The sequence below is a fragment of the Shinella sp. HY16 genome, from assembly GCF_028534175.1.
Lineage (GTDB): Bacteria > Pseudomonadota > Alphaproteobacteria > Rhizobiales > Rhizobiaceae > Shinella.
Genome location: NZ_JAHYXL010000001.1, coordinates 3,636,999 through 3,660,660, shown reverse-complemented (window position 1 = coordinate 3,660,660; position 23,662 = coordinate 3,636,999). Strand labels below are relative to the sequence as shown.

Here is a 23,662-nt window from a genome sequence, read left to right as displayed (position 1 = left end):
TTAGGAAGGGGTGCGGGACCCAAGTCGGGCCGCGAACCGGGAGCGCAGGGTCGCACGGGAGACGGGCTTTTGAGAAAGATACTGGTCATCGGGATCGGCGCGGGCAATCCCGAGCACATGACTGTTCAGGCAATTCAGGCGCTGAACCGGGCCGATGTGCTGCTCATTCCGACGAAGGGCGATGAAAAGGCCTTTCTCGCCGATGCGCGCCGCGAAATTTGCGACCGTTTCCTCGACAATGCCACTTGCCGCATCCTCGATTACACCGTGCCGGTGCGCCGCGCCGACGGAAGCTACGAGGATGGCGTCAACGATTGGCATCGTGCCATCGCGGCCATCTACGAACGCACTCTCCTCAACGAGACCGGTGCGGACGAAACGCTCGGCCTGCTCGTCTGGGGCGATCCGATGCTCTATGACAGCACGCTGCGTATTATCGATCATGTGCGCATGGCCGGCCGTGTCGCCTTCGAGATCGAGGTCATTCCCGGTATCACCAGCGTCCAGGCGCTCTGCGCCAGCCATGCCATCACGCTCAACCGCATCGGCCTGCCGGTCGAGATCACCACAGGCCGCCGCCTTGCCGGCGCCTGGCCGGAATCCTCGCGCGATGCGCTCGTCATGCTCGACGGCGTCGAAGCCTTTCGGACGGTCGAGGATCCGGAAGCGGAGATCTGGTGGGGCGCCTATCTCGGCACGCCGCACGAGATCCTGTTGTCCGGCCGGCTTTCCGACGTCGCCGATACGATCAGCGAGACGCGCCGAAAGGCGCGCGCCGCGCATGGCTGGATCATGGACACCTACCTGATCCGTCGCCCGACGCCCGAAGCGGAGGAGGGCGCGGCATGACGGTGACCTGTGCGATGCTTCCGGGCCCCCTGGGCGAGATCGGCGCGTTGCGGCGCGGCGCCTGCCCTTCCCTCGCCACTCCGATGCGGACTGGCGACGGCCTGCTGGTGCGCCTGCGCCCCACCGCGGCGGCCCTCACCGCGCACGATCTCCTTGCGCTAGCCGATCTGGCGCGGGCGCATGGCAATGGCCTCCTCGAAATCACCGCGCGCGGCAATCTCCAGCTTCGCGGCCTTACGGATGCTTCCGTTCCACACCTTGCCGTCGGGCTCGCCGCGGCCGGCATCGTCCCGCAGACGGGTGTTGCCATCGAAGTGCCGCCGCTTGCCGGCATCGATCCGTCCGAACTTGCCGATGCCGCGCCGTTTGCCGATGCACTGCGGGCGGCTCTTGCCGATGCCGCTCTTGTTCTCGCGCCGAAGCTTGCCGTCGTCGTCGATGGCGGCGGTGTGTTGTCTCTTGCCGACATGGTTGCCGATATCCGCCTCGATGCGGTCGCCGGGACACGAGGCCTTGCCTGGCGGCTTTCCCTCGGTGGTGATCGCATGACGGCGCGGGCCGTTGCGCTGCTGCCCGGCGAAAAGGCTGTCGACGGCGTGATGACAGTCGCCGCTGCCCTTGCCGCCATCGGGCCGGCGGCACGGGGGCGGAATCTCGATCCCACGTTGCTGGCGGCGGCTCTCGGTGCAGCTCCGGTGCCGCCGATTCCGGTCGCTTCACCCGTTCATCCGCTCGGTGTGCACGGGATCGGAGACGAAACGGTTCTGGGGCTCGCCCCGGCCTATGGTCAGATCCATGCCGATCGGTTTGCCGCCCTGACACGGGAGCTGGTCGCCTGTGGCGCAACGGAGTTCCGCCTCGCGCCGCATCACGCGCTGCTGGTACGCGGGCTCTGCGCGGAAACGGTGGCCGCCGCGCAGGCCTGTGCGACGCGGGGACGTGTCTGGAGCACGCAGGATGCGCCGGGTCGGACCGTCTCCGTCTGCGCCGGTTCCGCCGGCTGCGCTTCGGCCAGCTTCGATACCCACGCCGCCGCCGATGCCCTTGTGGCGGAAGCCGGCGATCTCCTGGACGGTTCCTTCGACGTGCATGTTTCCGGCTGCCCGAAGGGCTGCGCCCATCCGGCCGCGGCCGCGGTCACGCTTTGCGGCACTGCCGCCGGCGTCGGTCTTGTTCTTGGCGGGCGTGCGGGCGATGGCGCCGCCGCGATCCTGCCCGCCGATGCGCTGCGGCCCGCCCTGCATCGTCTCGGTGCCCTCCTGCGCGCGCGTCGTGTGGACGGCGAGACGGCGGGAAACCTCATCGACCGCACCGCGTCCGACACCCTAGTTTCTGCTTATCAAGGCCAACAATGACCGATTACGACTATATCAAGGATGGCACGGCCATCTACGAAAAATCCTTCGCGATCATCCGCGCCGAAGCCGATCTCTCCCGCTTTTCCGAAGAGGAATCGGACGTCGCCGTGCGCATGATCCATGCCGCAGGCCTCGTCGAGGCGGCACCGCATTTCGTTTTCTCGCCGGGTTTCGTCACGGCGGCGCGCGGCGCGCTCCAGGCCGGTGCGCCGATTTTCTGTGATGCCGAGATGGTCGCGCGCGGCGTGACGGCCGCCCGCCTGCCGGCCGGCAACGAGGTGCTCTGCATGTTGCGCGATCCGCGCACGCCCGACATCGCCCGGGATATCGGCAACACGCGCTCGGCCGCGGCCATCCGCCTCTGGCTCGATCGTCTCGCCGGTTCCGTCGTCGCTATCGGCAATGCGCCGACGGCACTGTTCTACCTGCTGGAATTGCTGCGCGACGGCGCGCCGAAGCCGGCGGCAATCCTCGGCATGCCGGTCGGTTTCGTCGGTGCCGCGGAATCCAAGGATGCGCTTGCCGAAAATTCCTACGACGTGCCCTTCGCCATCGTGCGGGGTCGCCTCGGCGGCAGCGCCATGACGGCCGCGGCGCTCAATTCTCTGGCGAGGCCGGGGCTATGAACAGGGTGGCGACGGTGACGGGACGACTTTATGGCGTGGGCACGGGACCGGGCGATCCGGAACTCCTGACGCTGAAGGCGGTGCGGGCGATCGGCGAGGCGGATGTGCTCGCCTACTTCGCCAAGGCCGGCCGCGCGGGCAATGGGCGGGCGATCGTCGAGGGTCTCTTGAAGCCCGGAATGGCGGAGCTGCCGCTCTACTATCCGGTGACGACGGAAATCGACAAGGACCACGACGACTACAAGCGCCAGATCACCGCCTTCTACGACGCCTCGGCCGCCGCCGTTGCGGAGCACCTTGCCGCCGGCCGCACGGTCGCCATCCTCTCGGAAGGCGATCCGATGTTCTACGGCTCCTACATGCATCTCCACGTGCGGCTCGCCGATCGGTTCCCGACCGAGGTCATTCCCGGAATCACGGCCATGTCCGGTTGCTGGTCGCTGTCGGGCCTGCCCATCGTGCAGGGTGACGACGTGCTCTCCGTGCTCCCGGGCACGATGGGCGAGGGCGAGCTGTCACGCCGCCTCGTCGACACCGAGGCCGCCGTCATCATGAAGGTCGGCCGCAACCTGCCGAAAATCCGGCGGGCGCTGGAAAAGGCCGGCCGGCTCGGCGAGGCGATCTATGTCGAGCGCGGCACCATGCCGACCAGCCGGTCGATGCGGCTTTCCGAAAAGCCCGACGACACCGCGCCCTATTTCTCGCTGGTGCTCGTGCCGGGCTGGAGCGGTCGCGCATGACCGGCCGGCTTTTCGTGATCGGCACCGGGCCGGGCAATCCGGACCAGATGACGCCGGAGGCAAGACAGGCGGTCGAGGCTGCGCGCGAATTCTTCGGCTACTTTCCCTATATCGACCGGCTGAACCTCCGGCCGGACCAGATCAAGGTCGCCTCCGACAATCGCGAGGAGCTGAACCGGGCCGAAGCCGCGCTGAAGCGGGCGGCCGAGGGTGTCGATGTCTGTGTCGTCTCGGGCGGGGATCCCGGGGTCTTCGCCATGGCGGCTGCCGTCTGCGAGGCGATCGATGCGGGACCGGATGAGTGGAAGACGGTCGATCTCACCATCGTGCCCGGTGTCACCGCCATGCTGGCGGTCGCCGCGCGCATCGGTGCGCCGCTCGGGCATGATTTCTGCGCGATCTCGCTTTCCGACAACCTGAAACCCTGGGAGATCATCGAGAAGCGGCTGCGCCTGGTGTCCGAGGCGGGTCTTGTTGTCGCGCTCTACAATCCGATCAGCAAAGCGCGGCCCTGGCAACTCGGCCGGGCCTTCGAGATCCTGCGGGAGACGCTTCCGGCGACAACGCCCGTCATCTTCGGCCGTGCCGCGGGTCGCCCGGATGAGCGCATGCTGGTCATGCCGCTCGGCGAGGCCGAGGCGGAGCGTGCCGATATGGCGACTTGCGTCGTCATCGGTTCGCCGGCAACGCGCGTCATTTCCCGTCCGGGCCTGCCGGATCTCGTCTATACGCCGCGCTTCCTCGAAGAGCCGACGAGATGATCGGCGAGCCGCACCGCATCCTGGACGGTTCCTGCGTGGTGGCCACCCTGCGCCTCTGCCCGATCGACCAGAACGACGGGCAGGCCGAGACTGCTTGCCGCGACGATCTTGCCATAGGTGGCGTCTCCACCGGAATTCTTGCTGACGACGACATCGATACGATGGCCGCGCAGAAGTTCGACCTCCGCGTCCACGGTAAACGGGCCGCGGGCGAGCAGATAGTCGACATCGGGTGCGGCAAGCGGCGGGTCGACGGGATCGACGCTGCGCACGAGATAGTGGTGCTGCGGCGCGGCGTCGAAGGCCTTCGCCTCCTGGCGGCCGATGGCAAGGAACACGCGGCGCGGCACTTTGCCGAGCGCGCCCACGGCCTCCGTCATATTGGCGACGCGCGTCCAGCGGTCACCCTCCACCATATCCCAGCCGAGCCGTTCCAGCCGCAGCAGCGGAATGCCAGTCGCCGCGCTGGCGGCGCGGGCATTGGCGGAGATCTGCCGGGCGAAGGGATGCGTCGCGTCGATCAGGAGATCGATGGCCTCGTCGCGCAGATGGGCCGAAAGCCCCTCGACGCCGCCGAAGCCGCCGGTGCGCACGGGTACGGGTTGCGGCGCGGGGTCGAGCGTGCGGCCGGCGAGCGACAGCGTTACGGCAAGATCGGTTCTGTCGGCGAGCACGCCTGCAAGGTCGCGGGCTTCCGCCGTGCCGCCCAAGATGAGGATGCGTCGTTTGTCCACGCCTGATCAGTCCCTTTCGACAGCCGCTCCCTGGCTTTCCATCGTCGGGATCGGCGAAGACGGTCTAGCGGGTCTCGGCGACGAGGCCAAGGCCGCGATCGGCCGCGCGGAGATCGTCTTCGGCGGCGCGCGGCACCTGGAGCTTGCCGATGCGGCGATTCGTGGCGACCGCCATGGCTGGCTCAGTCCCTTCGAGCGCTCGGTGGAGGCTGTTCTGGCTGCGCGCGGCAGGGCCGTCGTCGTGCTCGCCTCGGGCGATCCCTTTTTCTACGGCGTCGGCGTCACGCTCTCCCGGCGCATCGCGCGGGCGGAGATGCGCGTTTTTCCTGCCCCCTCTGCCTTCAGTCTCGCTGCATCGCGTTTGGGCTGGGCCCTGCAGGACACGGTCTGTGTTTCGCTGCACGGCCGCCCCGTCGACCTCATCCGCCCGCACCTGCATCCCGGCTGCCGTATCCTGGCGCTGACCTCGGACAGCGACGGGCCGGCGGCGCTTGCCGCTCTTCTGGCTGAAAGCGGGTTCGGCGGCTCGGCGCTAACTGTGCTGGAAGCCCTCGGTGGCGCACGGGAACGAGTGAGCCACCATCGGGCCGGGCAGTTCGCCCTCGATGAGGCCGACATGCTGAATGTCTGCGCGGTGGAGATTGTCGCCGGAGACGGGGCGCGGGTGCTCGCCTACACGCCGGGCCTCGACGACGGGCTGTTCGAGCATGACGGCCAGATCACCAAGCGCGAGGTTCGCGCGCTGACGCTCTCGGCTCTCGCGCCGCGCCGCGGCGAGCTTCTCTGGGATATCGGGGCCGGCTCGGGCTCCATCGGTATCGAATGGATGCTGGCCGACCCCTCGCTCCGGGCCATCGCCGTCGAGGGCCATGCGGAGCGGGCCGCTCGCATTCACCGCAATGCCGGGTGCTTCGGTGTACCGGGTCTTGCGGTGGTCGAGGGCATGGCGCCGGAGGCTCTGGTGGGGTTGGCCGCGCCGGATGCGATCTTCATCGGTGGTGGCGGCAGTGAGGCGGGCGTCATGCCGGCGGCGATCGACCGCCTGAAACCGGGTGGCCGGCTTGTCGCCAATGCGGTGACGACGGAAATGGAAGCCGTGCTCCTCGCCCAGCACGCCCGGCTCGGCGGTTCGCTGATCCGGATCGACATCGCGCGCGCATCGCCTGTCGGGCAGATGACGGGCTGGCGGCCGGCCATGCCGGTCACGCAGTGGGCCTGGGTGAAGCCGGCGCAACCTATCGAGGACCAAGTATGACTGTTCATTTCATCGGCGCCGGCCCCGGTGCTGCCGATCTCATCACCGTGCGTGGCCGTGATCTCATCGGCGCCTGCCCGGTCTGCCTCTATGCCGGCTCCATCGTGTCGCCGGAACTCCTGCAATATTGCCCGCCGGACGCACGCATCGTCGATACGGCGCCGATGTCGCTCGACGAGATCGAGGCCGAATATCTGCGCGCCGCCGCGGCGGGCGAGGATGTGGCGCGGCTGCATTCCGGCGATCTCTCCGTCTGGAGTGCCGTTGCCGAGCAGATCCGCCGGCTGGAAAAACACGGGCTCGCCTACACGCTGACGCCGGGCGTGCCTTCCTTTGCCGCCGCCGCCGCCGCGCTCGGGCGTGAGCTCACCATTCCTGCCGTCGCCCAGAGCCTCGTGCTCACCCGTGTTTCCGGCCGTGCCTCACCGATGCCGAACCGCGAGACGCTGGCGAATTTCGGCGCGACGGGGGCGACGCTGGCGATCCACCTCGCCATCCACGCACTGGACAAGGTCGTCTCGGACCTGACACCGCTCTATGGCGCGGATTGCCCGGTGGCGATCGTGGTGAAAGCCTCCTGGCCCGATGAGCGCGTGGTGCGCGGCACCCTGGCAGATATCGCGGCCAGGGTTGCCGAGGAGCCGATCGAGCGCACGGCGCTGATCTTCGTCGGCCGCTCGCTCGGCGCTGAGGATTTTCGCGAAAGTTCGCTCTACGATCCCGCATACCAGCGTCGGTTCCGGGGGCGCGACGGGCTATAAAGCCATCCCAGCGAAAATGTACGGCGGTTTCGCGTTTCGAAGAAAAGCGGAAATGATCTAGACCAGCTCGGCCTCGAAGGCGAGCGAGGCCCGGGAGCGATAGCGCTCCTTGTGGCGGAGCAGGCGGAAGGCGCGTTCCGGCAGTTCGAAGGCGATGCGGGCCATCCGGCCGGCGGCAAGGTCGTCCTCTACGACGAATTCGGAGACCGCTGTCAGCGTCTGGCCGACGAGAACGGCGCTGCGCACGGCTTCGTTGGAAGGCAGGGAGAGCGCGATGTCGAGCGCCTCCTCGGGCAGCGCCGCCGTCAGGGCACGCCGCGTGCCCGAGCCTGGTTCGCGCAGCACCCAGCGGGCGGCGGCCAGGTCGTTCGCATCGATATCGGGCTTGCCGGCGAGCGGATGGCCCGACGGCGCGACGATGACGACCCGGTCGCGCGCCACCACGCGCTGGACGAGGGCAGGGTGGTCGATCTCGCCTTCGACGAAACCGAGTTCCGCCCGCCCGTCGAGAACCGCTTCGGCGGCTTCGTCGGTGTTGCCTCCGGTCAAGCGGATGTCGATCGCCGGATAGGTCGTGCGGAAATGCATGAGACGCGGCGGCAGCCAGTAGCCTGCGACGGTCTGGCTGGCGGCAAGCGTCAGTGTGCCGCGTTTCAGGCCGCCGATCTCGGTGAGGAAGAGGTCTGCACTGCCCGCCCGCGCCAGCGTGGCTTTCGCCTCCGGCAGGAAGGCCTCACCCGTCTCGGTCAACTCGATCCGCCGCCCCGTACGATGGAACAGCGCGATGCCGTAGCGCTCCTCCAGTACGCGGATGGCCGAGCTGACGGCCGAGGGCGTGAGGTTCAGTGCCTCCGCGGCCCTCGTCAGGTGCTCCCGTTCCGCCACGGCGACGAAGATACGGAGTTGTTCCAGCGTCATCATCTGTTCGATCCAGTCGAATGAAATGTCCGATATTTACCGATGGATCGAACAGGTTTTCAAGCGCATCGTCCGCGCATGGAAAATTCGCCTAATAAATCATCATTCGTTGGAATTCGTGTACTTTTGCCCGGGGTATTGCTCTCAGGCTTCGTGTCGGGCCTCGCCGTGCTCGCCGAGCGGCTGGAAATGCACCTGTCGGGCGGGGCGTGGATCGAGGCGTTGGTGTTGGCGATCCTGATCGGTGCCGTCTGCCGCCTGCTGCTGAAACGGCCGGCGGTGTTCGATCCCGGCATCGCCTTTTCCGCGAAGTACTTCCTTGAAATTGCGATCGTGCTTCTCGGTGCGGGCGTCAGCGCCATGGCAATTGCCGGCATGGGCTGGCTGCTGATCGGGGCGATCGCGGCGGTGGTGGGCGTCGTTCTCCTTGCAAGCTATGCCATCGGGCGCGGCCTCGGCCTCTCCCGCTCTGTTGCGCTGCTGGTTGCCTGCGGCAATTCGATCTGCGGCAACTCTGCCATCGCCGCGACGGCGCCGGTCATCCGCGCCGATGCGGAGGACGTCGCTTCCTCCATCGCCTTCACCGCCGTTCTCGGCATGGTCACGGTGCTGCTGCTGCCGGTGCTGGTGCCATTGCTCGGCCTTTCGGCGACGGGCTACGGCGTGATGGCGGGCATGACGGTCTATGCGGTGCCGCAGGTGCTGGCCGCCACCGCCCCGGTCTCCGCGCTCAGCATCCAGATCGGCACCTTCGTCAAGCTCGTGCGCGTGTTGATGCTGGGGCCGGTGATCTTCTTCCTGTCGCTTGCAGCAGGTAAGGAGAGCGGTCGTCGCCCGGCGCTGCACCGGCTGGTGCCATGGTTCATCCTTGGCTTCCTCGCCATGCTCGCTGCGCGCAGTTTCGGCCTGATCGATGCGGGGCTTGCCGAAGGCATGGCGCGCGCCGCGACCGTACTGACCATCCTCTCCATGGCCGCCCTCGGCCTCGGCATCGACCTCAGGCGCGTGATGCGGGCCGGCCCGCGGGTGACGGCCGCGGTCGTCCTGTCGCTCGGCGTGCTGGTCGCCGTGAGCTATGGCATGGTCGTGTTCTTGAACCTTGCGACGGCCTGAGGAAACTCAGGCCGCGTTTTCCCGCGCGGTCACTGGCACGTAGTTGAGTACCGGGCCGAGCCAGCGCTCCACTTCCATGACGGTCATGCCCTTGCGGCGGGCATAGTCCTCCACCTGGTCCCGCTCCACCTTGGCGACGCCGAAATAGTAGCTTTCCGGCGAGGCGATGTAGAGGCCGGAGACGGAGGAGCCGGGCCACATGGCAAAACTCTCGGTGAGTTCGACACCGATTTGCTTCTCGGCATCGAGCAGGCGGAAGAGCGCCGTCTTCTCCGTATGGTCCGGCTGGGCGGGATAGCCCGGCGCGGGGCGGATGCCGGCATAGGGTTCGCCGATAAGGTCGGTCGGGGAGAAGGTCTCGTCCGGCGCATAGGCCCAGAGTTCTTTGCGCACATACTCATGCATGCGCTCGGCAAAGGCCTCGGCGAAGCGGTCGGCCAGCGCCTTGACGAGGATTGAGTTGTAGTCGTCATTCGCCCGCTCGAAACGTTCGGCGATGGCGATCTCCCCGATGCCGGCCGTGACGACGAAGCCGCCGAGATAATCCGGCTTGCCACTGTCGACAGGCGCCACGAAATCGGAAAGGGCGACATTCGGCCGTCCGTCGCGTTTCGAAAGCTGCTGGCGCAGTGTGAAGAAGGTGGCGAGGTCCTTGTTTCGCGCCTCGTCGGTGAAGAGGCGGATGTCGTCGCCCACGGTTCCGGCCGGCCAGAAGCCGACGACGGCTTTCGGCGTGAACCATTTTTCGGTGATGATCTTTTCCAGCATCGCCTGCGCATCGGCAAAGAGCTGGCGGGCGGCGGGGCCCTGTTTCTCGTCGTCGAGGATTTTTGGATAGACACCCTTCAGCTCCCAGGTCTGGAAGAAGGGGGTCCAGTCGATATAGCGGGCGAGATCCGCGAGGTCCCAGTCCTGCCAGACGCGCGTGCCGAGGAAGGACGGCGTCTTCGGCCGGTAGGCAGACCAATCAGCCTTGAAGGCATTTTCACGGGCCTTGGCGAGCGGCAGGCGCTGTTTTTCGGCCTCGCTGCGGGCGTGGGCATCCGCGACCTTGCGGTATTCAGCCTTCAGCGTCTCGACATAACCGGGTTTCATGTCATCCGACAGCAGGCTGCCGACCACGCCGACGGCGCGGCTGGCATCGGTGACGTAGACGGTTTGGCCGCGGTCGTAGCGCGGATAGATCTTCACCGCCGTGTGCACGCGGCTCGTCGTCGCCCCGCCGATGAGGAGGGGGATGTCGAAGCCTTCGCGCTCCATTTCGGTCGCAACATGCACCATCTCGTCGAGCGAGGGGGTGATGAGGCCGGAGAGGCCGATGATGTCGACCTTTTCGGCCTTTGCCGTCTCAAGAATCTTCGTTGCCGGCACCATGACGCCGAGGTCGATGATCTCGTAATTGTTGCAGGCGAGCACGACGCCGACGATGTTCTTGCCGATATCGTGCACGTCGCCCTTGACGGTCGCCATCAGGATTTTGCCGGCGCTCTGGCGCTCGCCGCTGCCGCCATTGGCGAGCTTTTCGGCCTCCATGTAGGGCAGCAGCACGGCGACGGCCTGTTTCATCACGCGGGCGGATTTCACCACCTGCGGCAGGAACATCTTCCCCGCGCCGAAGAGGTCGCCGACGACGTTCATGCCGGCCATCAGCGGGCCTTCGATGACGTGCAGCGGGCGCTCGGCGTTCTGACGAGCCTCTTCCGTATCGATCTCGACGAATTCGGTAATACCGTTGACGAGCGCGTGTTCGAGGCGCTTTTCGACCACCCAGTCGCGCCAGGCGAGGTCACGCTCCTTGGCTTCCTTGCCGGCAGCGCCCTTGAAGCGCTCGGCAATCTCCAGAAGGCGTTCGGTAGCGGTGCCGCCGGTCTTCGGCATGCGGTTCAGCACAACGTCCTCGCAGGCCTCGCGCAGGTCCGGCTCGATCGTGTCGTAGACGGCGAGCTGGCCGGCATTGACGATGCCCATGTCCATGCCCGCCTGGATGGCGTGGTAGAGGAAGACGGCGTGCATCGCCTCGCGCACAGGCTCGTTGCCGCGGAAGGAGAAGGAGAGGTTGGAGACGCCGCCGGAAATGTGGGCATGCGGCAGTGTTGCTGTGATCTCTGCCGTCGCCTCGATGAAGTCGACGCCGTAATTGTCGTGCTCCTCGATGCCCGTCGCGACGGCGAAGATGTTCGGGTCGAAGACGATATCCTCGGGTGCAAGGCCTGCGACGTCGGTGAGCAGCTTGTAGGCGCGGGTGCAGATTTCCACCTTGCGTGCCTTCGTGTCGGCCTGGCCCTTCTCGTCGAAGGCCATGACGACGACGGCGGCGCCATAGGCGCGCACGAGCTTGGCATGGTGAAGGAAGGCCTCTTCGCCCTCCTTCAGCGAGATGGAATTGACCAGCGGCTTGCCCTGCACGCATTTCAGGCCTGCCTCGATCACCTCCCATTTCGAACTGTCGATCATCAGCGGAACACGGGCGATGTCAGGTTCTGCGGCGATGAGGTTCACATATTCCGTCATGGCCTTGGCGGAATCGATCAGGCCCTCGTCCATGTTGATGTCGATGACCTGCGCGCCGTTCGCCACCTGGTCGCGCGCGACATCGAGCGCCGCGGCATAGTCACCCGCGGTGATCAGCTTGCGGAATTTCGCCGAGCCCGTGACGTTGGTGCGCTCGCCGACATTCACGAAGGGGATAGCCTCGGTCAGCGTGAAGGGCTCGAGGCCTGAGAGACGCATGTGGCGCGGGATGTCGGGGATTGCGCGCGGTGCGTGGCGTGCGGCGGCCGCCGCGATGGCGCGGATATGGTCCGGCGTCGAGCCGCAGCAGCCGCCGACGATGTTGACGAGGCCATCGCGCATGAAGCCCTCGATCTGGGCGGCCATTTCCTCCGGCGTCTCGTCATATTTGCCGAAGGCGTTCGGCAGGCCGGCATTGGGATAGGCGCAGACGAAGGTTTGCGCGACGGAGGAGATCTCCGCGAGATGGGCGCGCATGGCGTTGGCACCGAGTGCGCAGTTGAGGCCGATGGAGAAGGGATCGGCGTGGCGTACCGAGTTCCAGAAGGCCTCCGGCGTCTGACCGGACAGCGTGCGGCCCGAGAGGTCGGTGATCGTGCCCGAGATCATGACGGGCAGCTCGATGCTCTTTTCCTCGAAGACTTCGCGGGTGGCGAAGATCGCCGCCTTGGCGTTCAGCGTGTCGAAGATCGTCTCGATCAGGATGATGTCGGTGCCGCCGTCGATGAGGCCGCGCAGCTGGTCCGCATAGGCGCGCTTGAGGTCGTCGAAGGTGACGGCGCGGTAGCCGGGATTGTTGACGTCAGGCGAGATGGAGGCCGTGCGGTTCGTCGGGCCGAGTGCGCCGGCGACGAAGCGGCGGCGGCCGTCCTTTTCGGTGGCCCTGAGGCCGGCGCGGCGGGCAAGGCGGGCGCCGTCACGGTTCAGTTCATAGACCATGTCCTCCATGCCGTAATCGGCCTGGGCGATGGTCGTGGAGGAGAAGGTGTTGGTTTCGAGAATATCCGCGCCGGCCAACGCGTAGCGATAGTGGATGTCCTCGATCGCGCCGGGCTGGGTCAGTGTCAGGAGGTCATTGTTGCCCTGCTGGTGACATGCGCAGTCGTCGAAGCGATCGCCGCGGAAATCCTCTTCCACCAGCTTCAGCGTCTGGATTTCCGTGCCCATGGCGCCGTCGAGCACCAGGATGCGCTCGCGTGCGGCGGCCTGAAGGGCAGCGAGAATCTCGCGCCCATCGCGTGGCGGCAGTTCAGGTCCGAACAGGGTGTCCAGGTGCGATTCGGCCACGGCAAAGCCCTCCGGTGCAATAATCCTGCACCGGAAATCACATAAAGATATCTTTATGTCAATATGTCTTTATGCCTTATCAGTCAGTGCATCGGTCGATTCGACCCGGCCAGGGAGGCGAACAGCGCCTTCAGTCTGGCGATGTCGGGATCGACCTTTTCATAGCGCGAGAGTTTCTGGACCTCCTTCAGCGCCTCGACGGCAAGGTCGGCGCCGTGCGGCTGCCAGAGCAGCCAGGAGATGAAGATGGATTCCGGTTTCCCGGCGAAACCATTGTCGGTGATGGCAAGCATTTCTTCCCCAATCGGAAAATTGGGGGATGACCGGACGCACGCTGCTGGAACTTCGCCCGGAGGCGACAAGCAAGCGCACCACTGGGACACCCCGCCCATGGACGTTACGACTGTCAGGGCAGGTCTCCTGGCTTGCGGGTCATCGCGTTTGTCTCGCCTTCCCGGTGAAATCCACCAGTGGCATGGAGCGACAGCAGCTCGCCGTTCACAGTTGCGGGGGCAGCGCCGGTCTTGGTGCTCCTTTCGGAGCATCGCACCGGCTTCCCTCTTAGCCTCCGAGCCAATCGACTCGGAAGACCCTGACGGCGTCAAACTGGCTTGGCGCCGGCACCGAGTCAATGGTGCAAGGCTCCGTTCGGCGGTTTGGACACAGCTTGGCGGGCAGCCAGATGGGCGGGCGGGAACTTTTTCCTGCCGCATCCATTTGCCATTCTCCTGCTCCTTGCGTCCGCTCGCCTCCTGCGAGGGGCGCACGATTCACCAAAACCGCAGATGAGGGTCGATGCTGCGCCATCCGGTCATGTTGACATGTTGCAAGTCTCTGTCCTTACGGCTAAAAAATGCCGTTTTCATGCACCACGCGGCCAGGATGCCAACCAGCGTGTCGCTTGAGCCATGTCCATTCCAATCGCGCCGTCCGGGCGCTGTTTGGTCACATGGCTGATCGCGGCACCGAGATGAAACCTGCCCGCAAAAAACCGTTCGGCGCAAAGGCCGTCGCCGGATGGTTCCATATGGCCGGATCCAGAATCAGAAACATGCCCCTTCACAATACGCCGCAAGCCCCTTCGCGCGACGCCGACGCCAAGCAGATCGATTATAACGATTCGATCCGCGCCACCTATCTGTCGCTGGAGGAGCTCGCCGATTGCGGTGAAGCGCTGGCGCGCGACAAGACCGCGGCGCTGCCCGGCTTCCACCCTTTCGAATTCCGCGCCCGGCACAAGGAAAACGAGAAGGAAATCTTCCGCGTCTATCGCGCCACGGCCAAGGATGTCGAAGCCGGTGCGCAGATCACGCCGGCGGCCGAATGGCTGCTCGACAACTACTACGTCGTAGAAGAGGCGATCCAGGAAGTGCGACGCGATTTTCCGCGCCGCTTCTATCGCCAGCTTCCGACCATCGAGATCGAAGGGCAGGTGATGCCGCGCACGCTGGCGCTTGCCTGGCTCTATGTCGCGCACACCCATAGCGGCGTCTCGCATGAGGGGCTGACGGCTTTTGTTCAGGGCTTCCAGAAGATCGACGCGTTGAAGATCGGCGAGCTCTGGGCGCTGCCCTCCTTCATCCGCTTCGTGCTGCTTGAAAACCTCCGCCGCATTTCGAGCCGCGTCGAGCGTTCGCGCAAGATGCGTTTCAAGGCCAACGAGGTGGCCGATGAGCTGATCCGCCTCAACGATCCGGAAAAGTCCATCGCGCATCTCCAGTCGCTGGAAAGCTTCATCGAGGACAATACGTTCGTCATCCAGCTGCTTTATCGCCTGCGCGATGGCCTCCAGGCCTCCGGCGCGGTGATCCAGTGGCTGGAGCGCAAGATCGAGAGCCGCGGCAGCGACCTCGAAGAACTGATCGTCGCGGAGAACAACCGCCTCTCCTCCGGCAACGTCACGATGAGTTCGCTCATCAAGAGCCTGCGCTCGGTGGACGATACCGAGTGGCCGGTCTGGTTCGAAAGCGTCAGCCGCCTCGACGAGGCGCTGCGCCAGGGGTCCGACTACAGCGACCTCGATTTCGGCTCGCGCAACAAGTACCGCAACACGATCGAGCGCTTCGCCCGCAGATCCGGCAAGACCGAGCTTGAGGTGACCGAGACGGCACTGGCGATGACCGCGGAAGACGCCGCGGCGCATGTCGAGGACCTCGACTACGAGGCCAATGTCGCCGCCTTCCTCGTGGGTAAGAAGCGGAAGCTGCTCGAAAAGCGCATCGGCTACCGGCCGTCGATCGTCCAGCGCATCGTGCGTTTCGGCCGCAAGCTCGACTGGTTCGCCATTGCCGGACCCAATATCATCCTGACGCTGCTGGCGATGATCGCGGTCTATTATTTCCTCGATCAGCTCGACATTCCCGACGGCGCATGGCTGATCATGCTGGTGCTTTTCGCGCTGCCGGCGTCCGAAGGGGCGACGGGCCTGTTCAACACGCTTGTCACCTTCTTCGTCACGCCGTCGCGCCTTGTCGGCTACGAGTTCAAGGACGGGATTCCCGAGGATGCGCGCACGCTCGTCGTCGTGCCGTGTCTGATCTCCAAGCGCGACCATGTCGACGAACTGGTGCGCAATCTCGAAGTCCACTATCTCGCCAATCCGCGCGGCGAGATCTATTTCTCGCTGCTCAGCGACTGGGCGGACAGCCAGGCGGAGGAATCCCCCGCCGATCTCGACGTGCTCGATTATGCCAAGCGCGAGATCGCGATGCTTTCAGCGCGCTATGCCTATGACGGCCGCACGCGCTTTTATCTCCTGCACCGCCGCCGCCTGTTCAACCCGTCCGAGGGGTGCTGGATGGGCTGGGAGCGCAAGCGCGGCAAGCTGCACGAGCTGAACCTCCTTCTGCGGGGTGACGGCGACACGACCTTCCTGCCGGGCGCCAACATCGTGCCGGCGGACGTGAAATACGTCATGACGCTCGATTCCGACACGCGCCTGATGCGCGATGCGGTGACCAAGCTCGTCGGCAAGCTGCACCACCCGATCAACCGTCCGGTCATCGACACGGAAAAGAACGAAGTCACCGCCGGCTACAGCATTTTGCAGCCGCGCGTCACGCCGTCCCTGACGACGGGCAAGGAAGCCTCGACCTTCCAGCGCATCTTCTCCGCCGACCGCGGCATCGACCCCTACGTCTTCACGGTCTCCGACGTCTACCAGGATTTCGCCGGCGAAGGCACGTTCACCGGCAAGGGCCTCTACCATGTCGATGCCTTCGAGGCGGCGGTGAAGGGCCGCATCGAGGAAAACTCGGTGCTCAGCCACGACCTGCTCGAAGGCTCCTTGGCGCATTGCGCGCTGGTGACGGATGTCGAGCTGGTCGAAGATTTCCCGACGCGCTACGGCGTCGAGACCTCGCGCCAGCATCGCTGGGCGCGTGGCGACTGGCAGCTGCTGCCGTATATTTTCGGCCCGTCGAGCGGCATTTCCATGCTCGGTCGCTGGAAGATGTACGACAACCTGCGCCGCAGCCTCATCCCGATCGGCTGGCTCGTCGCCTCCGTGATGGGCTGGTACTACATGGAGCCGCGCCAGGCGCTGATCTGGCAGCTCGTGCTGATCTTCCTGCTTTTCGTCGCCCCCACGCTCTCGCTGATTTCAGGCGTCATGCCGCGCCGCAACGACATTGTCGCCCGCGCGCACGTGCATCGCGTGATCTCCGACATCCGGGCGGCCAACGCACAGGTGGCGCTGCGTATCGTCTTCATCGCCCATTCGGCGGCGCTGATGGCTGATGCCATCGTGCGTTCGCTCTATCGCACGCTGGTCAGCCGCAAGCTGATGCTGGAATGGCGCACGGCCGCGCAGGCCGACAGCGCGGCGCGCGGCGGTATTCTCGCCCATTACAAGTCGATGTGGCAGGCTCCGGCGCTTGCCGCCCTTTCCGTGGCGCTTGCCATGATTTCGGATACGGGCCTTCCTTACATCGGCATACCCTTTGCGCTCGTCTGGGCTCTGTCGCCCATGATCGCCTGGTATGTCAGCCAGACAGCCGAGACCGAGGACCAGCTCGTCGTTTCCGATTATGTTGCAACGGAGCTGCGCAAGATCGCCCGTCGCACCTGGCGCTACTTCGAAGAGTTCGTCACGGCCGAACAGCATTACCTGCCGCCGGACAATTTCCAGGAGACGCCGCAACCGGTGCTCGCCGAGCGCACCTCGCCGACCAATATCGGCGTCTATCTGCTCTCGGTCATCTCCGCGCGCGATTTTGGCTGGATCAGCTTCGAGGAAACGGTCCGCCGCCTTGAACAGACGATCGCCACCATCGACGGCATGCCGAAATATCGCGGCCACCTCTACAACTGGTATCGCACCAACACGCTGGAAACGCTGGGACCGCGCTACGTTTCGGCGGTCGACAGCGGCAACCTCGCGGGTCACCTCATCGCCATCTCCTCTATGTGCCGCGAATGGGCCGAAGCCCCCTCGGCACATCTCCAGGGCAGCCTTGACGGCATCGGCGACGTTGCCTCGATCCTCTCCGAGACGCTGAAGGACCTGCCGGATGACCGGAAGACCGTGCGTCCGCTGCGTCGCCTCATCGAGGAGCGTATCGCCGGCTTCCAGAATGCGCTTGCCGCAGTCAAGCGCGAGCATGAGTTCGCCTCCATCCGCGTCATCAACCTCTCGGTGCTGGCGCGCGACGTCAACAAGCTGATCGTCAACCTCGACCACGAGATCAAATCGGCTGAGAGCGGCGAGCTTGCCAAATGGGCCGGCGCGCTGGTCTCGACCTGCGAGGCGCATATCGCCGACAGCGTTTTCGACCTCGGCAGCATCGAGGGCCTGCGCGAACGCCTCATCGTGCTGCGCGACCGCTCGCGCGACATCGCCTTCACGATGGATTTCGGCTTCCTCTTCCGGCCGGAGCGCCGCCTGTTGTCGATCGGCTACCGCGTCGAGACCAACGAACTCGACGAGGCCTGCTACGACCTGCTCGCTTCCGAAGCGCGCCTCACCAGCCTCTTCGCCATCGCCAAGGGGGACCTTCCCACCGAGCACTGGTACAAGCTCGGCCGTCCGGTCGTGCCGGTCGGCTCGCGCGGGGCGCTGGTCTCCTGGTCCGGCTCGATGTTCGAATATCTGATGCCGCCGCTCGTCATGCAGGAGCGCCAGGGCGGCATCCTCAATCAGACGAACAATCTCGTCGTCGTCGAACAGATGAACCATGGCCGCCGTCTCGGCACGCCCTGGGGCATTTCGGAAGCGGCCTTCAACGCCCGCGACCACGAGCTGACCTACCAGTACACCAATTTCGGCGTGCCGACGCTCGGCCTGAAGCGCGGCCTCGGCCAGAATGCCGTCATCGCGCCCTATGCCTCGCTGCTGGCGACGCAATATGCCCCGACGGCGGCGCTGGAAAACCTCGAACGCCTGCGCAAACTCGGCGCGCTCGGCGTTTACGGCTTCCACGATGCCGTCGACTTTACGCCGACCCGCGTGCCCGAAGGAAAAACCTGTGCCGTGGTGAAGAACTACATGGCGCACCATCACGGCATGTCGATCGCCGCCGTCGCCAACGTCGTCTTCAACGGTGCGCTGCGCGAACGCTTCCACGCCGACCCTGTCATCGAGGCGGCCGAACTGCTGCTGCAGGAAAAGGCGCCGCGCGACATTCCTGTTATCAATGCCAAGCGCGAGCCGGAAACCGTCGGCAGCACGCAGGCCGATTTGCTGCGCCCGGAAATCCGCATCATCAAGGAGCCCTTCTCCAAGGAGCGCGAGACCGTCTTCCTGTCGAACGGCCACTATGCCGTCATGCTGACGGCCACCGGTGCCGGCTATTCGCGCTGGAACGGCCAGTCCGTCACGCGCTGGAAGCCTGATCCGACCGAGGACCGCTGGGGTTCCTTCCTCTTCCTGCGCGATACCGCGACGAATGAGTGGTGGTCCGCTACCGCTGAGCCGAAGCGCATCGAGGGTGAGGTCACGAAAACCCAGTTCGGCGACGACAAGGCGGAATTCATCAAGACCGTCGGCACGCTGACCAGCGAGGTCGAGTGCATCGTCGCCACCGAGCACGACGCCGAAGGTCGCCGCCTGACGCTGCTCAACACCGGGCCGGAAGACCGCTTCATCGAAGTGACGTCCTATATGGAGCCCGTCATCTCGACGGACGAGGCCGATAACGCCCATCCGATGTTCTCGAAAATGTTCATCAAGACGGAGATCGGCAAGCGCGGCGACGTCATCCGTGCCGAGCGGCAGAAGCGCAATCCGAACGAACCGGACATGTCCATCGCCCATCTCATCGTGGACAATGCCGGTCCCTCGCGCCGCACCGAGGTCGAGACCGACCGCCGCCGCTTCATCGGCCGCGGCCGCTCGCTGACGACGGCCGCCGCCTTCGAGCCGGGCGCGCAGCTTTCCGGCACGGACGGCTTTACGCTCGATCCGGTGATGGCGCTGCGCCGCGTGGTGCGCGTGCCGGCGGGCAAGAAGGTCAAGGTCATCTTCTGGACCGTTGCGGCCCCGAGCCGCGCGGAGGTGGATGCCGCCATCGACCGCTACCGTCACCCGGACAGTTTCAACCACGAAATGATCCATGCCTGGACGCGCTCGCAGGTGCATATGCGCCATGTCGGCGTCACCTCGCAGGAAGCGGCGAGCTTCCAGATGCTCGGCCGTTACCTCACCTATCCGGACATGCATCTCAGGGCCGACACCGGCACGATCGAGAACGGCCTCACCGCCCAGTCAGCGCTCTGGCCGCTGGCGATCTCGGGCGACTTCCCGATCTTCGTGCTGCGCATCAACGACGAGATCGACGTGGAAGTCGCCCGCGAGGCGCTGCGCGCGCAGGATTACCTGCGTCATCGCGGCGTCGTCGCGGATCTCGTCATCCTCAACGAGCGCGCCGCCTCCTATGCGCAGGACATGCAGCACACGCTCGACCATATGTGCGAGAACCTGCGCATCCGCAGCCAGTCCGACGGTGCGCGCCAGCATGTCTTCACGGTGCGCCGCGACCTGATGGACGTCACCACCTGGCAGGCGCTGCTGGCGACGGCCCGCGCCGTCTTCCACGCCCGCAACGGCACGCTTTCCGACCAGATCGCCCGCACGGTCGCCCTCTTCTCGACACCGCGCGGCGAGGAAGAGGCGAAGGCGGAAGCAACGCCGGCGCCGGTGCCGAAACTGCCCGCCCCGGTCGCCGATGAACCGGTGGAGATCGACGGCAAGGGCCTGACCTTCTGGAACGGTTTCGGCGGTTTCAACGAGGAGCGCCGGGAATATGCCGTGCGCCTTCGCGGCGGCGAGGCGACGCCTCAGCCGTGGATCAACGTCATCGCCAACCAGCATTTCGGCTTCCATGTTTCTGCAGAAGGCGCGAGCTACACCTGGAGCCGCAATTCGCGCGATTTCCAGCTGACGCACTGGACGAACGATCCTGTGATCAACCGCCCGGGCGAGGCTTTCTACATACGGGACAACGACCGCGGCACGGTCACCACGCCGTTTGCCGCCCTGTCGCGCAAGAAGTCGGTCAAGTTCGAAACCTGGCATGGCCTCGGCTATTCCGCCTTCCGCAGCTGGGAGGACGGTATCGAACTCGATCTCGTGCAGACGGTCGATCCGGAAGAGCCGGTCAAATATTCCCGTCTCGCCCTCAAGAACACCGGTGAGACGGAGCGCAGCCTGACGGTCTATGGCTATGTCGAATGGGTGCTCGGCAACAACCCGGCGAAGACCGCGCCTTTTGTCCTGACCAGTCAGGACGAGGAGAGCGGTGCGCTCTTTGCCACCAATCCCTACAGCTTCGATTTTGCGGGAAGAACCAGCTTCTTCGCCGTCGATGCGCCGGTCGCAGGCTTCACCGCCAAGCGTCGCGAGTTCATCGGCCGTGGCGGCGATATCGTGCTGCCGGGTGCGGTCGTGGCGGGGCTGGCGCTGTCGGGTTCGGCCGAGGGCATTGGCGATCCCTGCGCGGCGCTCGCGGTCGAGATCGTGCTGAAGCCCGGCGAAAAGCGTGAACTGCTCTTCGTGCTCGGCGATACGGCCGATGCCGACGGTGCCAGGGCGCTTGCCGAAAAGAGCCGCTCGGCTGATTTCGACGCGGTCATGGCCACCGTCCGTGCCTACTGGAGCGATTTCACCGGAACGCTGCAGGTCAAGACGCCGGATGCGGCGCTCGACCGGATGGTCAACGACTGGCTGCCCTATCAGGCGCTCGGTTGCCGTATCCAGGCCCGGTCGGCCTTCTATCAGGCGAGCGGCGCCTACGGCTTCCGCGACCAGCTGCAGGATACACTGGCCTTTGTGCTTCACCGGCCGGAACTGGCCCGCCGCCAGATCCTCAATGCGGCAGCGCGCCAGTTCGTCGAAGGTGACGTGCAGCACTGGTGGCTGCCCGACAGCGGTGCCGGTGTGCGCACCATGATTTCCGACGACGTGGTGTGGCTCGCCCATGCGGTGGAGTATTACTGCCGCACCACCGGCGACCGCGGGATTCTCGATGAGACGCTGGCCTTCATCCAGGGCGCTTCGCTCGCCGAGGGCCAGCACGATGCCTTCTACACGCCGGAATGCTCGGGGGAAGAGGCATCCCTCTACGAACATTGCGCCCGTGCGCTCGATCTTGCGCTTCGTCGCACTGGAGAGAACGGCTTGCCGCTCATCCTCGGCGGTGACTGGAACGACGGCATGAACCGCGTCGGCGAGGCGGGCCGGGGCACGAGCGTCTGGCTCGGCTGGTTCCTGGCCGGCACGCTCTCGGGCTTCATTCCGGTCGCCCGCGAGCGTGGCGACCAACCGCGCGCGGACCAGTGGCAGGAGCATCTCGGCCGCCTCAAGGTCGTGCTGGAAACCACGGGCTGGGACGGAGGCTACTACCGCCGCGGCTACTTCGATGACGGCACGCCGCTCGGTTCGGCCGAAAGCGCCGAATGCCGGATCGATTCCATCGCGCAGAGCTGGAGCGTCCTGTCCGGTGTCGGTGATGTGGCGCGTTCGCGGCAGGCGATGGATGCAGTCATGGCCGAGCTGGTTGACCGGGAGAACGGAATCATCCGCCTGTTCACGCCGCCCTTTGTCGAGACGCCGCAGGATCCGGGCTACATCAAGGCCTATCCGCCGGGCGTGCGGGAAAATGGTGGGCAGTATACCCATGCCTCGACCTGGGTCGTGCTGGCGCTTGCCCGCCTCGGCCGGGCGGAGGATGCCTGGGCCTGCTTCAACATCCTCAACCCCGTCAACCACGCGCTGACGCCCGAAGCCGCCGAGCTCTATCGCGTGGAACCCTACGTCGTCGCCGCCGACGTCTACGGCGAAGGTGAGCGCACGGGGCGTGGCGGCTGGACCTGGTATACGGGCTCGGCCGGCTGGCTCTACCGCGCCGCGGTGGAAGGCATTCTGGGGATCCGCAAGGAAGGTGGCCGTCTTTTCGTCAATCCGGTGCTGCCGGCCTCGTGGGACGGCTATGAGGCGACGCTCGATCTTGACGGCAGGAAACTGTCGATCCGCGTCGAGCGTGGCGGTGACGGGGGATGGCAAACAACTGTGAACGGCTCTGTCATCAAATCTTCAAACGAGGGTTATTTGCTCTGATTCACGCCATGTGGATCAGAGTATCATGACAGACAGACAAGGACCGACGGGCGTCGTGCCGCGGCAACGCGACACGCGCCTCGATGTTTTCAGGGCCCTCGCCCTCCTGACGATCTTCGTCAATCACGTTCCCGGCCAGTATCTGGAGCACCTGACGCACAAGAATTTCGGCTTTTCCGATTCGGCGGAAGCCTTCGTGCTGATATCGGGCATGTCGGTCGGCCTTGCCTATGGATCGCGCTTCGCCATCGGCGAACGGCTGGCGGTGACGCTGCGCATCTTGCGCCGCGCCCTCACGCTCTATGTCGCCCATATCATGATGAGCGTCATCACTTTCGCCATCTTTGCCGGCGGGGCGCTGTGGTTCAGCCGGCCGGATCTCCTGTCGGAGATCAACCTGCGTGCCGTCGTCGACCGCACGGAGCAGGGCGTCGTCAGCATGGTGCTGCTCGGCCACCAGTTCGGCTACAACAACATCCTCTCCATGTATGCCGTGGTCTTCCTGATGCTGCCGGGATTTCTCTGGCTCTACCAGCGCAGCGCCTACCTGCTGCTCGCCGTCTCCGGCACGCTCTGGCTCTGTGCGGGCATCTGGCAGATCGCGCCGTCGAATTTTCTCGACGACGGCTACTGGTTCCTCAATCCGCTGTCCTGGCAGTTCCTCTTCGTCATCGGTTTTGTCGGCGTGCTGCGCGTGAAGAAGAAGGGTTTTTCGCGCAATCCGGTCATGATGGCGCTCTCGGCGACCTATCTCGCCGTCTCGTTCGTCTGGGTCGTGTTCTCTTGGTGGAACATCGACTTTTCCTATGGCTTGCCTGCCGTGCTCACCGGCTTCGACAAGACCTTTCTTTCAACGACCCGCCTTCTCCATGTGCTGGCAGGGGCCTATCTGTTGGCGGTCATCCCCGCCCTCTCGAACTGGGCGGCGCTGCCGCTCTCCCACCCGCTTGTCGCGGTCGGACGGCATTCGCTCGCCGTCTTCATTTTCGGCACGATCCTCGCCATGGTGGGACAGGTGATGATGTTCGTCACGGGCAAGAACCCGATCCTCGGCACGCTCTATGCCATCGTCGGCATTGCGTTGCATTTCGCCTATGCGCGGTACCTCGACTGGCAGGCCGCCGTCATCGCCCAGAATGCGAAACGGCAGGGCCTGAAGGCCCTGCCGGTCAAAAGCGATACGCCGAAGCGATGAC

The 23,662-nt window shown here is 65.4% G+C and carries 14 protein-coding genes and 1 riboswitch; of the genes, 10 read left to right on the top strand and 4 right to left on the bottom strand.

Annotation, left to right across the window (positions count from 1 at the left end; genetic code table 11):
- Positions 1-69: 69 nt before the first annotated feature.
- The 5 genes from cobF to K0P03_RS17935 are packed head-to-tail and all read left to right on the top strand — an operon-like array spanning position 70 to position 4,334.
- Complete coding sequence (gene cobF / locus K0P03_RS17955; RefSeq protein ID WP_272790252.1) at positions 70-849, top strand: precorrin-6A synthase (deacetylating); 780 nt, start codon at positions 70-72, stop codon at positions 847-849.
- The gene (gene cobG, locus K0P03_RS17950) at positions 846-2,204 is read left to right on the top strand and encodes a precorrin-3B synthase (protein WP_272790251.1); all 1,359 of its coding nucleotides are present in this window, start codon (positions 846-848) and stop codon (positions 2,202-2,204) included. The genes cobF and cobG overlap by 4 nt, the downstream gene beginning before the upstream one ends.
- Positions 2,201-2,833, top strand: coding sequence for a precorrin-8X methylmutase (locus K0P03_RS17945; protein ID WP_023512818.1), 633 nt, complete (start codon positions 2,201-2,203; stop codon positions 2,831-2,833). Before cobG ends, K0P03_RS17945 begins: the two co-directional genes overlap by 4 nt.
- Positions 2,830-3,573: a precorrin-2 C(20)-methyltransferase gene (locus K0P03_RS17940; protein ID WP_023512819.1), complete on the top strand. Its 744-nt coding sequence runs from the start codon at positions 2,830-2,832 to the stop codon at positions 3,571-3,573. Before K0P03_RS17945 ends, K0P03_RS17940 begins: the two co-directional genes overlap by 4 nt.
- On the top strand, positions 3,570-4,334 hold the full coding sequence (locus K0P03_RS17935) for a precorrin-3B C(17)-methyltransferase (RefSeq protein ID WP_272790250.1): 765 nt from the start codon (positions 3,570-3,572) through the stop codon (positions 4,332-4,334). Before K0P03_RS17940 ends, K0P03_RS17935 begins: the two co-directional genes overlap by 4 nt.
- Here the strand turns inward: K0P03_RS17935 and K0P03_RS17930 are convergent.
- On the bottom strand, positions 4,298-5,068 hold the full coding sequence (locus K0P03_RS17930) for a cobalt-precorrin-6A reductase (RefSeq protein WP_272790249.1): 771 nt from the start codon (positions 5,066-5,068) through the stop codon (positions 4,298-4,300). The two genes, K0P03_RS17935 and K0P03_RS17930, sit on opposite strands and share 37 nt — an antisense overlap.
- Between K0P03_RS17930 and cbiE the strand changes: the two genes are divergently transcribed.
- Together cbiE and cobM are read left to right on the top strand one after the other, a co-directional pair.
- Positions 5,061-6,323 (top strand): precorrin-6y C5,15-methyltransferase (decarboxylating) subunit CbiE, encoded by a 1,263-nt coding sequence (cbiE, locus tag K0P03_RS17925; RefSeq protein ID WP_371260121.1) that lies wholly within the window; start codon positions 5,061-5,063, stop codon positions 6,321-6,323. The genes K0P03_RS17930 and cbiE overlap by 8 nt on opposite strands.
- On the top strand, positions 6,320-7,084 hold the full coding sequence (gene cobM / locus K0P03_RS17920) for a precorrin-4 C(11)-methyltransferase (protein ID WP_272790248.1): 765 nt from the start codon (positions 6,320-6,322) through the stop codon (positions 7,082-7,084). The genes cbiE and cobM overlap by 4 nt, the downstream gene beginning before the upstream one ends.
- A 57-nt stretch (positions 7,085-7,141) precedes the next feature.
- Here cobM and K0P03_RS17915 read toward each other — a convergent pair whose 3' ends face one another.
- On the bottom strand, positions 7,142-8,002 hold the full coding sequence (locus tag K0P03_RS17915; protein ID WP_272790501.1) for a LysR family transcriptional regulator: 861 nt from the start codon (positions 8,000-8,002) through the stop codon (positions 7,142-7,144).
- Positions 8,003-8,080: 78 nt separating this feature from the next.
- On the opposite strand from K0P03_RS17915, the gene K0P03_RS17910 reads away from it, so the two are divergent.
- Positions 8,081-9,115: a YeiH family protein gene (locus tag K0P03_RS17910; RefSeq protein ID WP_272790247.1), complete on the top strand. Its 1,035-nt coding sequence runs from the start codon at positions 8,081-8,083 to the stop codon at positions 9,113-9,115.
- Positions 9,116-9,121: 6 nt separating this feature from the next.
- On the opposite strand, the gene metH is transcribed toward K0P03_RS17910, so the two are convergent.
- Positions 9,122-12,913 carry a methionine synthase gene (metH, locus tag K0P03_RS17905; RefSeq protein WP_272790246.1) on the bottom strand — a complete coding sequence of 1,264 codons (3,792 nt, stop codon included), beginning with the start codon at positions 12,911-12,913 and terminating at the stop codon, positions 9,122-9,124.
- A gap of 83 nt (positions 12,914-12,996) precedes the next feature.
- A complete protein-coding gene (locus K0P03_RS17900; RefSeq protein WP_023514825.1) occupies positions 12,997-13,206 on the bottom strand; it encodes a hypothetical protein in 210 nt (69 codons plus the stop codon).
- A gap of 100 nt (positions 13,207-13,306) precedes the next feature.
- Positions 13,307-13,523: riboswitch (cobalamin riboswitch) on the bottom strand.
- 441 nt (positions 13,524-13,964) lie between these two features.
- Between K0P03_RS17900 and K0P03_RS17895 the strand changes: the two genes are divergently transcribed.
- Both K0P03_RS17895 and K0P03_RS17890 read left to right on the top strand, forming a co-directional pair.
- Positions 13,965-22,466, top strand: coding sequence for a GH36-type glycosyl hydrolase domain-containing protein (locus tag K0P03_RS17895; RefSeq protein WP_272790245.1), 8,502 nt, complete (start codon positions 13,965-13,967; stop codon positions 22,464-22,466).
- A gap of 25 nt (positions 22,467-22,491) precedes the next feature.
- On the top strand, positions 22,492-23,661 hold the full coding sequence (locus K0P03_RS17890) for an OpgC family protein (RefSeq protein WP_272790244.1): 1,170 nt from the start codon (positions 22,492-22,494) through the stop codon (positions 23,659-23,661).
- The last annotated feature ends 1 nt before the right edge of the window (position 23,662 follow it).

What these genes read in the sequence shown, in the direction of transcription:
- cobG (WP_272790251.1), top strand. Translation starts at nt 846, where the DNA reads ATGACGGTGACCTGTGCGATGCTTCCGGGCCCCCTGGGCGAGATCGGC.
- K0P03_RS17935 (WP_272790250.1), top strand. Translation starts at nt 3,570, where the DNA reads ATGACCGGCCGGCTTTTCGTGATCGGCACCGGGCCGGGCAATCCGGAC.
- K0P03_RS17940 (WP_023512819.1), top strand. Translation starts at nt 2,830, where the DNA reads ATGAACAGGGTGGCGACGGTGACGGGACGACTTTATGGCGTGGGCACG.
- K0P03_RS17915 (WP_272790501.1), bottom strand. Translation starts at nt 8,002, where the DNA reads ATGACGCTGGAACAACTCCGTATCTTCGTCGCCGTGGCGGAACGGGAG.
- K0P03_RS17890 (WP_272790244.1), top strand. Translation starts at nt 22,492, where the DNA reads ATGACAGACAGACAAGGACCGACGGGCGTCGTGCCGCGGCAACGCGAC.
- cobM (WP_272790248.1), top strand. Translation starts at nt 6,320, where the DNA reads ATGACTGTTCATTTCATCGGCGCCGGCCCCGGTGCTGCCGATCTCATC.
- K0P03_RS17910 (WP_272790247.1), top strand. Translation starts at nt 8,081, where the DNA reads ATGGAAAATTCGCCTAATAAATCATCATTCGTTGGAATTCGTGTACTT.
- K0P03_RS17945 (WP_023512818.1), top strand. Translation starts at nt 2,201, where the DNA reads ATGACCGATTACGACTATATCAAGGATGGCACGGCCATCTACGAAAAA.
- K0P03_RS17900 (WP_023514825.1), bottom strand. Translation starts at nt 13,206, where the DNA reads ATGCTTGCCATCACCGACAATGGTTTCGCCGGGAAACCGGAATCCATC.
- K0P03_RS17895 (WP_272790245.1), top strand. Translation starts at nt 13,965, where the DNA reads ATGCCCCTTCACAATACGCCGCAAGCCCCTTCGCGCGACGCCGACGCC.